The 13942-nt window shown below is 70.6% G+C and carries 11 protein-coding genes; 7 read left to right on the forward strand and 4 right to left on the reverse strand.

All coding sequences use genetic code 11. The features are described 5' to 3' along the window. Positions 1–99 precede the first annotated feature (99 nt). Positions 100–2094, reverse strand: a complete 1995-nt coding sequence (locus tag AB0M47_RS30945; RefSeq protein ID WP_363420281.1) for an acetoacetate--CoA ligase — start codon at positions 2092–2094, stop codon at positions 100–102. A gap of 159 nt (positions 2095–2253) precedes the next feature. On the opposite strand from AB0M47_RS30945, the gene AB0M47_RS30950 reads away from it, so the two are divergent. Next, a complete protein-coding gene (locus AB0M47_RS30950; RefSeq protein WP_363420283.1) occupies positions 2254–2838 on the forward strand; it encodes a hypothetical protein in 585 nt (194 codons plus the stop codon). Positions 2839–2863: 25 nt separating this feature from the next. Further along, positions 2864–4321, forward strand: coding sequence for a hypothetical protein (locus AB0M47_RS30955; RefSeq protein ID WP_363420285.1), 1458 nt, complete (start codon positions 2864–2866; stop codon positions 4319–4321). 67 nt (positions 4322–4388) lie between these two features. On the opposite strand, the gene AB0M47_RS30960 is transcribed toward AB0M47_RS30955, so the two are convergent. Then, positions 4389–5081, reverse strand: a complete 693-nt coding sequence (locus AB0M47_RS30960; RefSeq protein ID WP_363420313.1) for a TIGR03089 family protein — start codon at positions 5079–5081, stop codon at positions 4389–4391. A gap of 171 nt (positions 5082–5252) precedes the next feature. On the opposite strand from AB0M47_RS30960, the gene AB0M47_RS30965 reads away from it, so the two are divergent. The 3 genes from AB0M47_RS30965 to AB0M47_RS30975 all read left to right on the forward strand — a co-directional run bounded on the left by AB0M47_RS30965 (position 5253) and on the right by AB0M47_RS30975 (position 8809). Beyond that, positions 5253–6362: a glycosyltransferase family 1 protein gene (locus AB0M47_RS30965; RefSeq protein WP_253763816.1), complete on the forward strand. Its 1110-nt coding sequence runs from the start codon at positions 5253–5255 to the stop codon at positions 6360–6362. A gap of 182 nt (positions 6363–6544) precedes the next feature. Continuing rightward, positions 6545–7654 (forward strand): mannose-1-phosphate guanylyltransferase, encoded by a 1110-nt coding sequence (locus AB0M47_RS30970; RefSeq protein ID WP_363420287.1) that lies wholly within the window; start codon positions 6545–6547, stop codon positions 7652–7654. 189 nt (positions 7655–7843) lie between these two features. Then, the gene (locus AB0M47_RS30975; RefSeq protein WP_363420288.1) at positions 7844–8809 is read left to right on the forward strand and encodes a DUF5937 family protein; all 966 of its coding nucleotides are present in this window, start codon (positions 7844–7846) and stop codon (positions 8807–8809) included. 164 nt (positions 8810–8973) lie between these two features. Here AB0M47_RS30975 and AB0M47_RS30980 read toward each other — a convergent pair whose 3' ends face one another. Continuing rightward, positions 8974–9744, reverse strand: a complete 771-nt coding sequence (locus AB0M47_RS30980) for a coenzyme F420-0:L-glutamate ligase (RefSeq protein ID WP_363420290.1) — start codon at positions 9742–9744, stop codon at positions 8974–8976. Next, a complete protein-coding gene (cofD, locus tag AB0M47_RS30985) occupies positions 9741–10751 on the reverse strand; it encodes a 2-phospho-L-lactate transferase (RefSeq protein ID WP_363420292.1) in 1011 nt (336 codons plus the stop codon). The genes AB0M47_RS30980 and cofD overlap by 4 nt, the downstream gene beginning before the upstream one ends. An 80-nt stretch (positions 10752–10831) precedes the next feature. Here cofD and AB0M47_RS30990 point away from each other — a divergent pair, with 80 nt between their 5' ends. Together AB0M47_RS30990 and AB0M47_RS30995 are read left to right on the forward strand one after the other, a co-directional pair. Beyond that, positions 10832–13372: a bifunctional FO biosynthesis protein CofGH gene (locus AB0M47_RS30990; RefSeq protein ID WP_363420314.1), complete on the forward strand. Its 2541-nt coding sequence runs from the start codon at positions 10832–10834 to the stop codon at positions 13370–13372. A gap of 292 nt (positions 13373–13664) precedes the next feature. After that, positions 13665–13922 carry a WhiB family transcriptional regulator gene (locus tag AB0M47_RS30995; RefSeq protein ID WP_253760159.1) on the forward strand — a complete coding sequence of 86 codons (258 nt, stop codon included), beginning with the start codon at positions 13665–13667 and terminating at the stop codon, positions 13920–13922. Positions 13923–13942 lie beyond the last annotated feature (20 nt).

A 13942-nucleotide genomic window follows, 5' to 3' on the forward strand; every position in this document is an offset into this window, starting at 1 on the left:
GCCATCAACAACACCTCGAATCAACCAAGGTGTTGCGACCACCCCCTGAATCCACCGGCTGATTTGGCCTGCGTATCCGTGATCTGCAACCAGACGGGGTCAGTGGGGGCGGTCGCGGGCGAGCTTCTCGAACGCGCTCAACGACTCGGGATTGGCCAACGCACCCTTCGCCGCCGCGCGGTCGACCGGCGTACCAGTGAGGATGCGTTTGACCGGGACCTCGAGCTTCTTCCCGGACAAGGTGCGCGGCGCGGCCGTGACCTGGTAGATCGCGTCCGGGATGTGCCGGGGCGAGAGCGCGGTACGCAGCTCGCGCGCGATCTTGGCGCGCAGCGCGTCGTCCAGCTCCAAGCCGTCGGAGAGCACGACGAAGAGCAGCAGTTCGCCCGCGCCGCCCTCGGTGTCCTCGAGATGGACCACGACCGAGTCGACGACCTCGTCCAGCGCCTCGACCACGGAGTAGAACTCGGCCGTGCCGAGCCGGACCCCGCCGCGGTTGAGGGTGGCGTCGGAGCGCCCCGTGATGACGCAACTGCCGTGGTCGGTGATGGTGACCCAGTCGCCGTGGCGCCACACGCCGGGGAAGACGTCGAAGTACGCCTCCCGGTAGCGGCTGCCGTCGTCGTCGCCCCAGAACCCGACCGGCATGCTGGGCATCGGCGCGGAGATCACCAGTTCACCCAGCTCGCCGAGCACCGGATGCCCCGTCGGGTCGTACGCCTCCACCCGCGACCCGAGGCAGCGCGCCGCGATCTCGCCCTCGTAGACCGGGTTGAGCGGCGTGCTGCCGACGAAGCCGGTGCAGACGTCGGTCCCACCGGACAACGACTGCAACTGGAGCGTGTCGGACACGTCGGAGTAGACCCAGCGGAAGCCCTCCGGCGGCAGTGGAGCGCCGGTCGAGCCGAGTCCCTTGAGCCGGCTCAGGTCCGCCTCGTCCTTCGGCGACAGCCCGGCCTTGCGGCAGGCCAGCAGGAACGGGGCGGACGTGCCGAAGAACGTCGTCTGAGTCTGCTCCGCCATGCGCCACAGCGCGCCGAGATCGGGCCAGCCGGGGTTGCCGTCGAACATCACGATGGCGGACCCGACCGCCGGGGCGGAGACCAGGTAGTTCCACATCATCCAGCCGGTCGTGCTGAACCAGAACATCCGGTCGCCCGGACCGAGATCGTGGTGCAGCGCCAGCATCTTGAGATGCTCCAGCAGGATGCCGCCGTGCCCGTGGACGATCGGCTTCGGCAGCCCGGTCGTGCCGGACGAGTAGAGGATGTAGAGCGGCTCGTCGAACGCGACCGGGGTGAAGCTCAGCGGCTCGTCGGTGTCGGCGGTCAGCTCGGCCCAGCTCAGCTCGGCGTCCAGGCCCTGGCCGGCGTAGTCGAGCCCGACGGTGGCGCGTACCGACGGGAGGGCGGCACGAATCCCGGCCACCTCGGCCCGGCGGTCCACCAACTTGTCGCCGTAGCGGTAGCCGTCCACCGCCACGAGTACCACCGGCGAGATCTGGGTCCATCGATCGGTCACGCTCCGCGTGCCGAACTCCGGCGCGCACGAGGTGAAGATCGCCCCCAGACTCGCGGTCGCCAGCAGCAGGACGAGCGCCTCCGGCACATTCGGCAGGTACGCGGCCACGCGGTCACCGGGTTCGACGCCCAGTCGGCGCAACCCGGCGGCGGCCCGGCGGACCTGGTCACGGAGCTGGTCGGCGGTGTACTCGATCGGCTCCCGGCTCTGGGACTGACCCAGGACGATCGGGGCGTCACCGGCCACACCCGGCATCCGCAGGACGTTCTCCGCATAGTTCAGCCGAGCGCCGGGGAACCACGTCCCGGTCGGGCCGAACGGCGTACCGGGGCCGAAGGGAGCGCCCATGGTGTAGCCGCCCGACAGGATCTCGGTGGGTTCGCTGTGGGCCACGACGTCGAAGTAGTCCCAGATCGACCGCCAGAACCCGGGCAGATCGTCGACCGACCACTGCCACACATCCGCGTACGCCCCGAACTCCCGGCCCTGCCCGGCCGACAGCCACCGCAGATAGTCGCCGATCCGGGACGTCTGCCGGACGTCCGCAGGCGGCCGCCACAGGATCGTGGTCATGATCTACTCCTCCCGCCCGAGGTCATCGTTGACCTGGCCCGCCCATCTTGCCGCATCCTTCCACCCAGCCGCACGGTGGTGAGATGGCTCCGCCATACATCGCCATGGGCCGACTTATGTGGGATGTTCGGCGCTCGAACGCGCGAGTAGCCTGCGCGCATGCGTCACGTCTGGAGCCTCCTCGCCGGGCTGATCGTCGCGCCCATGCTGGTGGAGTTGGCCTCGATCCACTTCCACGTCGAGGTCTGGGCTGACACGACCGGAGTGCAGACTGGCATCTACTGCGCGATGGGGCTCCTACTCGGTGCGCTGGCCTGTCTGCGGACCTCTCCCGTCGGTCCGATCGTCGCCGGACTCCTGCTCGTCGCACCCCGCCTCCTGGCCACCCTCTTCGGCGTCGGAGTACCTCTGGACTCGCTCGGATTCCGGTTGGCCGAAGGCGTGACCGTCGTGCCCTGGGTGGGCGTCTACTCACCCGTCCTGTTCATCAGCGGAGTCGCACTGCTCCTGGCGGCGGCGAGCCCGAGCCGGTGGCGTGGCCGCCCGAAATTCCCTCCGGTGGCGTCTCCCGTTGAACCAGTCGTCGACACTGGACGTATCGACGCGGTCGCGGCCTGGCGGCCGTTCCCCGCCGACACCCCGGCCACGGCCGCCCCGGCTGTCCCGGCCGCGTCGCCGACGACGCCCGAACCTCCGGGCTCGCCGTCGCTGACGGGACCGTGGGCGCCGCCGCCGATCCGCTGACCACACCCGACCTGGAGGCCCGAGCATGCGTCATCTCGGTTCGTTCCTGCTCGCCCTGATCCTCGCGCCGATCGTGTATCTGCTGACCGGCCTGGGACTCAGCGCTTTCGGGCAGGCGACCCAGCGCGGCGTGGACGCGCGACCGCTGGCAATCGTGCTGGCCCTGGCCACCCTGGTCGTCGGCGGCATCGTGTACGCCGTCCTCGTGATGGCCCGGCTGTCGCCGGTCGGCCCGGCGCTGGCCGGATTCTTCTTCCTGGGCATGCCGGCCTGGCCGCTGGTGGACCCGGTCAGCTACCAGCGGGTCCTCGACGACATCGGAGCGCGGTTCAACCTGCTCGGAGTGGAGATCCTCGGCATCGACGTGATCGGCAGCTCCGGGCTCGGCGTACTGCTGGCCGTCCCGTTGCTCGCGACGCTGGCCAGTCCTCGCCGGTGGAGCCGTTACGACATCCGGCCCGCTGCGCAGGTCGCGTACCAGGCGTATCCGCCTCAGCAACCGCCGTCGGCGTACGCCCCGACCCGGTACGCCACGCAACCCGAGCCGGTGACCGAACAGATGCCGGACGTGGGCCCGCCGACGCTCCACTACCCCCGGTACGCCGCCCCAGTCGCGGTGCCACCGCCGCCCGTGACTTCGCCGCGGCCTGTGGCTTCACCGCAGCCGGGGATGCCGACGCCGCCCGTGTTGCCGACGGCGTCCGCTGCCGCGACCGTCGTGATTCCGTCCGCTGCGGCTACTCAGCCCGTGCCCCCGGGCCCTGCTGCGCCACCCGCCGCCTCCGTCGCGCCGCCTTCCCAGCCCGCACCTGTTGCGCCGCTTGCCCAGCCCGCACCGACGTCCGGTGCACCGGCTGCGTCGGCACCTACCGCGCCCGTTGCGCCATCTGCTCCGTCCGCACCGACGCCTAGTGCACCGGTCGCACCGGCTGCGCCGACGCCTGTCGCGCCACCTGCCCCGTCCGTGCCGACGTCTCCCGCGCCTGTCGCGCCGACCTTCAGCGCACCGATGCCTTCAGCGGCGACGCCCACCGCACCGGCCGCGCAGACGCCCCCTGCGCCGGTTGCGCCGACTGCCTCGTCCGTGCCGACGTCTCCCGCGCCTGTCGTGCCATCCGCACCCGTTGCGCCGACGCCTGCCGCTGTCCCGGGTGGGCCGACGCCTGATGCGCCCGTGACGCCGCCTGCTCAGGCTGCGCCGACGCCTGCTGCGCCGCCATCCACTCCGCCGCCATCCACTGCGCCGGCGTCGGTCGCGCCGCCTTCTGTTGCGTTGACTGCGCCGCCGGTGCCGACGCGGGATCGGGCGGCCGACCAGGAGATCTCGATTCCGCGCCTCGAGGAAGAGTTGACGGAGCCCACGCCGAAGCCGGAGCCACCGAACGCTGAGGCACCGAAGTCGGAGACTTCGGGCGCTGAGTCCGCGAAGGCCGGCGAGGAGCCGACCGTGCTGATCGACCCGGACACGCTGAAGCCACGCTGATCCGTAAAGCGAGGTTCGGCGTGATCATGAAGGCAGACCGCGCCGCCATGGGGCGGTCTGCCACGGGTCAGTGCGACAGGCGGGGGACGAGCACGGCCCGTTCCACCGCCGCACGCCTCTCCAAAGTGGAGGAAGCGTCGGTGTGGGCGGACAACACGAGAGTGCAGCCGGCGACGAGCGGAGCCACGAGCCAGTCGACCACGTCGGGGTGGTCCTCGATGGCCAGGAGGACGCGGGATCCGGCGATGAGCCCCATTGCTGCGGCCCGGGTGGACGCGAATGAGACGAGTGAGTCGTGCGTGAATGTGCCGAGAGCGAGATCCGTGCCGGCCGGGTGTGGCCCGCTGTAGTGGTCGCCGTGGACACGCGCGGACGACACCCAGTCTTGTACGCCCGGGGCCAGGTCGCGTACGGGCAGGGCGAAGGGGTGCAGCCCGACCGCGAAGACGTCCGGCGCGTCAGCGGTCTCACCTGGGCTGACGAAGGCGACGTCCAGTGGCGACTCGGCCGAGATGGAGAGTCCGGCCGTCCACACGCTCAGGTAGAGCGCCGCGGTCTGCCAGTGCGGGGGCAGCTCGATCGCCGCATTCGCCCCGGGGCCGAGGCCGCAGCCGTCGACCAGCAGGTTCGCGGTCTTGGACACCCAGTTGGCGAGGGTCGCACCGGAGAGTTCTGTCCGTTCGCCCGTGGCGTCGTCGTACCAGGTGAGCAGGGGACGCGCCGGATCGGCGGAAACGGCTGCCAGGAAGGCGGAGGACATCGTCGACACATGGTCACGCTAACTCACGCACTTCAGCCAGGTGTCGCGTCGCGGACCCGCAACCGTCGACGTGCGGGCGTAAGGTAGAGCCGACATCTGTGATGCGGCGCACAGCGATTGCCAACACAGCGATTTCATAGCGCCGCCGGCGAAGGAGTGACAGTGGCCCGCGTGCTCGTCGACGCCACCAGCGTTCCAGCCGACCGGGGCGGGGTGGGGCGCTACCTGGACGGTCTGCTCGGCGCCCTGGTCGACACCGAGGGCATCAGCGTCGTCGCCCAGCGCACCGACGTGGAGCGATACCAGCGGATGTTGCCGCTCGCCGACGTCGTCGGCGCGCCGGCGGCGGTCGCGCATCGCCCGGCCCGGCTGGCCTGGGAGCAGACCGGCCTCCCGCTGCTGGCTCAGCAGCTCGGCGCCGACGTCCTGCACTCGCCCTTCTACACCTGCCCGTTGCGCGCGACCTGCCCGGTCACGGTGACGGTGCACGACGCGACCTTCTTCACCGAGCCCGAGCACTACGACGCCGCGAAGCGGACCTTCTTCCGCAGCGCGATCAAGACGTCGCTGCGCCGGGCGGCCCGGGTCATCGTGCCGAGCAAGGCCACCCGGGACGAGCTGATCCGGCTGCTCGACGCCGATCCCACGCGCATCGACGTGGCGTACCACGGGGTCGACCCGGAGGCGTTCCACGTGCCGTCGGAGTCCGAGAAGGCTCGCGTACGCGCCCGTCTGGGGCTCGGCGCGGGCGACTATCTCGCCTTCCTCGGCGCGAAGGAGCCGCGGAAGAACGTGCCGAACCTGATCCGCGGCTGGGTGCTGGCGGTGAAGGAGCTGCCCAACCCGCCCGCGTTGGTGATCGCCGGCGGTTCCGGGCACGACGACGAGATCGATCGGGCCGTCGCCGAGGTGCCGGCCCACCTGCGCCTGCTGCGTCCCGGCTATCTCCGGTACGCCGACCTCCCCGGTTTCCTGGGCGGGGCGGCGGTGGCGGCGTACCCGAGCCATGGTGAGGGCTTCGGCCTGCCCGTGCTGGAGGCGATGGCCTGCGGGACGCCGGTGCTGACCACGCCGCGGCTCTCCCTGCCCGAGGTCGGCGGCGACGCGGTGGCGTACACCGGCGAGGATCCGGATCGGATCGCCAAGGATCTGCTCGCGTTGCTGGAGGACCAAGCTCGCCGCGTTACCCTGGCGCAGGCCGGGCTCGCCCGGGCCAAGGAGTTCACCTGGGCGGCGAGTGCCGAGGCGCATCTGGCCGCTTGGTCCCGAGCTGCGAGATAGGGCAAAACCGCGTAAATTGTGGGCCACGACGCGAAAACCGTCTCGCGCCGAGCGCTGTGCTGCGGCCGCGAGCTGGTGAACGCGCCGGTGGGGAGGCCGTTGGGCGCTGCCCACCGTGAGGCGAAGATTACTGCCCTGGAGGGAGCCGCATGGCGGATGGTCGGACCACGGAGAATGGCGCGATGTTGCATGCCGTCATCCCCGCCGGGGGCAGTGGAACTCGGTTGTGGCCCCTGTCGCGGGCCGCGAACCCCAAGTTCCTGCACCCCCTGACCGGGACGGCCGCGACGTTGCTGCAGGCCACCGTGTCGCGGCTCGCGCCGTTGTCGCCGCCCGCGGACACCCTGGTCGTCACGGGGGCCGCGCACGCCACGTCGGTCGCCCGCCAGCTCCCGGACGTGCCCGAGGCCAACATCCTCGTGGAACCGTCGCCACGCGACTCGTGCGCGGCGATCGGGCTGGCCGCCGCGGTGATCCAGCTCCGCGCGCCCGGTGCGGTGATGGGTTCCTTCGCCGCCGACCATCTGGTACGCGATGAGGCAGTCTTCGTCGACGTCGTGCGGCAGGCAGTGGTCGGGGCTGAGCAGGGTCTGCTGATGACGGTCGGCATCCAGCCGACCCATCCCGAGACCGGCTACGGCTACCTGCACTGCGGCGAGGTCGTCTCCGGTTCGATCAGCCGGGTCGTCGAGTTCAAGGAGAAGCCCTCACAGGAAGTGGCCGAGGAATACGTCGCCTCCGGCCGCTACTTCTGGAACGCGAGCATGTTCGTCTGGCGTACCGACGTGTTCCTGGCGGAGCTGAGCCGGCAGCAGCCGCAGCTGTACGCGGGCCTGACGAAGATCGCCGCCGCCTGGGACACCGACGACCGGGAGCGGGCGCTGCTCGAGATCTGGCCGGAGCTGCCGAAGATCTCGGTGGATTACGCGGTGATGGAGGGCGCGGCGGCGCAGGGCCTGGTCGGCACGGTGCCGGGCGACTTCGGCTGGCATGACGTCGGCGACTTCCACACTCTGTGCGAGGTGCTGCCGCCGGACCGGGACGGCAACGTGATCCTGGGTGAGCGCAGCGACGCCGACGACGACGTGGCGGTCAAGGAAGGCGTGATCCTGCACGATGTGGCGGACAGCCTGATCATCCCGACCACCGGCCGGATCGTCGCCGCGCTCGGCGTACGCGACATGATCATCGTCGACACCCCGGACGCCGTCCTGGTGTGCCCGCGGGATCGGGCGCAGGAGGTCAAGAAGCTGGTGGACTCCCTCAAGGAGCGTGGCTCCGAGGTGCTCTGACGCCACCGTCGCGGGCAGGTTCACGAGCGAGCGGTGTTCCCCCGAATCACCGATCGCCCGTGTCCCCGCCGTCCCGACATCCTGCCGTAAGGGTTCCTGTCAGATCACCGTCTTTCAGTCCTGGCCGAAACACCCTGGTCGGTGGGTGGGTAGAGTCTTTCTTCAACGCCCCCGTCCGGCTGGTGGAAGATGCTGCGGATCCACTTCACCGGCGCCGACCTCGCGCGTACGCGGCTTGCCTCGGCGCCGGACCCGCTGTGGGAGCTCAGTCTGAGCATCCACCTGCTGCGATCGCGCCGTCCGGACCTTACTCTGGGTGACTGGCGACGAACTGTTGGTGACCGCCTGGTGATGGGCGGCCAGGATCGAGCCGAAGTCGATCTGCTGCTCGAACTGAACCCGCCGGTCGGCTACTTCCCCGACTTCCTCACCCCGGCCGAGGGCCGGACCGGGTTCTCCGCCGGAGTCGACGCCCTGCTGCGGACGTCCCATCGGCTGGTCCGGCGCGACCTCGACCTGCTCGCCCGGCACGCTCGGCCGTCACCGGCGGCGACCGACCTGGTCGGAGCCGGTGGGATGAGCGGGCTGCGCCGGTCGCTCGTCCGCTACCGGGAGGTCGCCCTCGACCCCATCTGGTCCCGCGTACGCACAGCGGTCGAATCCGACCTCGTGCAGCGTCGCCGACTGTTGGCCCACGAGGGGGTCGACGGGCTCCTGGCCGGGCTGAGCGTGGGTGCCCGCTGGACCGGCGACGCGATCGAGATCGAGTCCTACCGGGGTGAACGCGAGCTACATCTGAACGGCCGCGGCCTGACGTTGATCCCCTCGTTCTTCAAGGCGCCGGGTCGCCCGATCACCCTCGTCGACGAAGCCCTGCCGCCCGTGCTCGTCTACCCGATCGATCGGGCGGGCGGCGAGCTGAGCCGGCCGAAGGCGCTGAGCGAGCTGATCGGGCGTACGCGAGCCGCCGTGCTCGAGGCGATCGTGCACGGCTCGACGACCGGCGAGGTCGCCAAGAAGCTGGCCATCTCGCCCGCCTCGGCCAGCCAGCACCTCACCGTGCTGCGGGACTCCGGCCTGGTGATGAGCGTCCGGGAGGGCAACCGCGTCCGGCATCTGCCGACCGTGCTCGGCCGCAGCCTCCTCGAAGCCTGACGGACATTCCGCGCCGCCCTCCGCGCCCGTTTTGTCCGCGCTGGATCAGGGTTCCGGGTCGAATCTTGGACCAAGATTCGACCGAGATCCGTGATCCAGCGCCGAAGGAAGCCGTCGAGAGAAGCGCCGAAGGCAGCCGTCGAGAGAAGCGCCGAAGGCAGCCGTCAGGAGAGCGGGGTGGTGCGGCCGAGTTCGATCGCCTCGGCGGTGCCGAGCGAGAAGAGGTCGTTGGCCGCGTCCCGGACGAGGGTCGGCACCACCGGCACGCTGTCTGCCGTCGTGGCGGTCAGGTAGCCCCGGATCACCGCCACCGGTACCTGGTCGATCTTGCCCTTGACCAGCTCGGCCGCGGCCGCCAGCTCGTCCACCACGGCCATCTGGGTGATGTGCAGCTGGTTGCCGTGCGGATCGGTCTCGCCTCGGTGGTCGCGCAGCGGCTCCAGCCCGGCCGAGCCGAGGGCGACGTCCGTGAGGCCGTTCCGCCACGGGCGGCCCATCGTGTCGGAGACGATCACGGCGACGTCGAGCCCGCGTTCGAGCAGGTCGGACCGCAGGGAGCGGGCGGACGCGTCCGGGTCCTTGGGCAGCAGCACCAGCTGCGAGCGCTCCACATTGGAGGCGTCGATGCCGGCGCTGGCCATGACGAAGCCGTGGTGGGTCTGCACGATCCGGGTATGCCCACGGGTGGCGACGACCCGCGCCGTCTGCGATTGCAGCGCCGCCTCCCGGGCGGCTTCCCGGTCGGGTCCCTCGGTCGGGACGGGGACGAGCGCACCCTCGGCCTTCGACACGATCTTGCTGGTGACCACCAGCACGTCGTTGTCCTGCAACCAGGGCGCGGCCCGCATGATCAGCGCGGCGAGGTCGTCGCCGGGGCGTACCTCGGGAATGCCGCGAATCGGGAGAACGGCGTAACCGCCGTCGGGGAGGGTCACGCGACACCTCCGGCGGTCAGGGCGGCGCGGACCATGGCGGCGGTGGCCTCCTCGTCGGTCATCCATAGTGGAGCCGATCGGACCGTAACGCCGGGGACGACGATCCCGGCGTCGCTGGTGTCGACCAGCCAGGCGTCGAGGATGCCGCCCGAACCCCGGGCGCCGTACGCCCCGCCCACGGCCTGAGCCGTGCAGTCGACCCCGATCGCGGCCAGGCACTTGTCGGCCATGCCCCGGACGGGCGCCCCGGCGATGATGGGAGACACCCCGACCACCGGACCCCGGGCGGCCAGCAGCGCCGCGCGTACGCCGGGGATGGCGAGCACCGGCGCGACGGAGACCACCGGGTTGGACGGCGCGATCAGGACGACGTCGGCGTCGGTCAGCGCGTCGACCACGCCGGGCGCGGGCGCGGCCTGTTCGGAGCCCACGAAGACGAACTTCTTCGCCGGGATGCCGGCCCGATAGCGGACCCACCACTCCTGGAAGTGCATGGCGTACTCGCCGCCCTCCAGTGCGGCGGTGGCCGTCTCCGAGGTCACCAGGCCCTGGTCGGCGGCGTCAGCGGCGGAGATCACGACGTGCGTCTCGACCTTGTCGTCGGTCGCCGGGATCATCCGTACGCCGGGCTGCCAGCGCCGGTTGAGCGCCTCGGTGACCTGGGACAACGGGTAGCCCGCCGTGAGCATGACGCTCCGGGTCAGGTGGGTGGCGATGTCCCGGTCACCGAGCCCGAACCACTCCGGGCCCAGCCCGTACGCGGCCAGCTCCTCCTTGACCGTCCAGGTCTCCTTCGCCCGGCCCCAGCCGCGTTCGGCGTCGTTGCCGCCGCCCAGGGTGTACATCACCGAGTCGAGGTCGGGGCAGATCCGCAGGCCGTGGAGGGTCACGTCGTCGCCGACGTTGACGATCGCGGTCACCTCGCCGCCGATCGTCCGGGCGTACGCCCGAACGCCCTGAAGGAAACGAGCTCCGCCGATGCCACCGGCGATCACCGTCATGCGCATGGTGCCATCCTCTCTCACGTCACCGAATCGGTCGGCCGGGCCTGCACCGGTAGGGGTGCCGAGTGTCCAACGGCAGTAGGCTGCCCCTCGTGGCGCAATCTTCAGGGGGATCCTCAGGCATACGGCGCGCGCTCCATCGGGCGCGCGAGGGGAGGCAGCTCGATCGGGCCGAGGCCGAAGTCCTGCTCGGCGCTCGGGGCGAGGACTTGGACGCCTTGCTGGCCGTCGCCGGGGGCGTACGCGACGCTGGGCTGGCCGAGGCGGGCCGGCCGGGGGTCGTCACGTTCTCCAAGAAGGTGTTCATCCCGCTGACCCGGCTCTGCCGTGATCGTTGCCACTACTGCACCTTCGCCACCGTCCCGCATCGCGTGCCGAGCCCGTTCCTGGAGCGCGACGAGGTTCTCGAGATCGCCCGGCAGGGGGCCGAACAGGGCTGTAAGGAGGCCTTGTTCACGCTCGGCGACCGGCCCGAGGACCGGTGGGAGGCCGCCCGGGACTGGCTGCACGAGCGCGGCTACGACTCCACACTGGACTACGTACGCGCGTCGGCGATCGCGGTGCTGGAGGAGACCGGGCTGCTGCCGCACCTCAATCCGGGCGTACTGAGCTGGGCGGATCTGCAACGGCTCAAGCCGGTCGCGCCGAGCATGGGGATGATGCTGGAGACCACCGCGACGCGGTTGTGGTCCGAGCCGGGCGGCCCGCACTACGGCTCGCCCGACAAGGAGCCGGCCGTCCGGCTGCGCGTCCTCGAGGACGCCGGTCGGGTCGGTGTGCCGTTCACCACGGGCATCCTCATCGGGATCGGCGAGACGCTGGAAGAGCGCGTCGACGCGATCTTCGCCATGCGCCGCGTCGCCCGCGAATACGGCCACATCCAGGAACTCATCATCCAGAACTTCCGCGCCAAGCCGGACACCGCCATGCGGTCGGCGCCGGACGCCGAGATGCTCGACCTCGCCGCGACCATCGCGGTCACGCGACTGGTCTGCGGCCCCAAGACGCGCATCCAGGCCCCGCCCAACCTGGTCGAGGCGGCGGGCGACTTCGAGCTGCTGCTGCGGGCCGGCATCGACGACTGGGGCGGCGTCTCACCCGTCACCGCCGACCACGTCAACCCGGAACGCCCGTGGCCGCTCATCGACACACTCGCGCGGCATACGGCCGCGGCCGGCTTCCAGCTCCGCGAGCGCCTGACCATCTACCCCGGGTACGCCCGACGCGGGTTGGCCGGCGAACCGTGGCTGGATCCGCGCCTGCACGGTCACGTGGCCGCGTTGGCCGATCCGGCGACCGGGCTCGCCCGGGAGGAGGCCCGCCCGGTCGGGCGGCCGTGGCAGGAGCCGGAGGAGGTGTTCTCGGCCGGCCGCACCGACCTGTACGCGGCGGTCGACGACGAGGGGCGCACCGGCGACCGCCGGTCCGACTTCGACGACGTCTACGGCGACTGGACTGTGCTGCAAGAAACGGTGCTGCGCGACGGTCTGTCAGCAGTGCCGCTGCTTTCGGCGTACCCGGAGTTGGCGGCGGGACTGAGACGGGCCGCGAGCGACCCCGCGAGCCTGCTGGACCCGCGGAATCAGAGCGAGGCCCTGGCCTTGTTCGCCGCGGAGGGTGAGCGGCTGGACGAGCTGGCCGCGATCGCGGACCGCTGGCGGCGCGAGGCCGTCGGCGACGACGTGACCTATGTGGTCAACCGGAACATCAATTTCTCCAACGTCTGCTACGTCGGCTGCCGGTTCTGCGCGTTCGCGCAACGGGAGCGCGACGCCGACGCCTACCGGCTCAGCGTGGACGAGGTCGCGGACCGCGCCGAGGAAGCGGCCCGGCTCGGCGCGACCGAAGTCTGCCTGCAAGGCGGCATCGACCCGAGACTTCCGGTGGAGATCTACCCGAACCTGATTCGAATGATCAAGGAACGGGTACCGGGGTTGCATGTCCACGCCTTCTCCCCGATGGAGATCGTCACCGGTGCCGCCAAGGCCGGCGTGTCCGTCCACGACTGGCTGGCGCGGTTGCGCGAGGCTGGGCTCGACACCATTCCCGGCACGGCCGCCGAGATCCTCGACGACGAGGTCCGATGGGTCCTGACCAAGGGCAAGCTGCCCGCGGCGGCCTGGATCGACGTCGTCTCCACCGCGCACCGGCTGGGCATCCGCAGCTCGGCCACGATGATGTACGGACATGTCGACCACCCTGGACACTGGCTGGGCCATTTCCGTGTGCTGGCCGGGATCCAGGACGACACCGGCGGCTTCACGGAGTTCGTGGCGCTGCCGTTCGTCCACACCAACGCCCCGATCTACCTCGCCGGCATCGCCCGCGCCGGAGCGTCCTGGCGGGAGAACCGCGCGGTCCACGCGATGGCCCGGATCCTCTTGCACGGTCGGATACCCAACATTCAGTGCTCGTGGGTCAAGCTCGGCGACGAGGGCACCGCGGCGATGCTTCAGGGCGGCTGCAACGACCTCGGCGGAACGCTGATGGAGGAGACCATCTCGCGGATGGCCGGGTCTGAGCACGGTTCCGCGCGTACGGTCGAGCAACTGCACGCCATCGCGGCCACAATCGGACGTCCCGCGCGTCAGCGGAACACCACTTATTCGTTGACTCCTATGTAAGGTGCGCCAGTTTGCGCCGCCGGATCAGAATTTCTTGGTACGACACGCCGAGAGGGCGTAACCAATCGGGTCGGCGAACCGATAGGGCAGTGGCGGGATGCCCCGGTACGAACGGCCCTGAACGGACCGTTGTCCTTGACGATGCCGACGCGAACTGCGTGTAATTCTCAGGGGTTGTTCTGGGGCGACCACCAGACCACGGCTTCCAGTTCGTGGTACGAGTGGATCACCGCAACAGGGCAAGAGGGGGGATGCGCCGGCCGGTCCGGCGCAGGTGAAGGAGGCTGGTGCGATGGACGGCCGACCCGTCGTCGCCGATCTGCTCGGCAATGCGCCGGAGTGGCAGGAGCGTGCACTGTGCTCGCAGACCGATCCGGAGGCTTTCTTCCCGGAGAAGGGCGGGTCGACGCGCGAGGCGAAGAGGATCTGCTCACGCTGTGAGGTCAAATCGGAGTGCCTGGAGTACGCACTGGGCCACGACGAGCGTTTCGGCATCTGGGGTGGACTGTCCGAACGCGAGCGTCGGAAGCTGAAGCGCCGCGCAGCTTGATATTCGTCCGGGCCGGGCGT

The organism is Hamadaea sp. NPDC051192 (assembly GCF_040682475.1).
GTDB classification, from domain to species: Bacteria; Actinomycetota; Actinomycetes; order Mycobacteriales; family Micromonosporaceae; genus Hamadaea; species Hamadaea flava.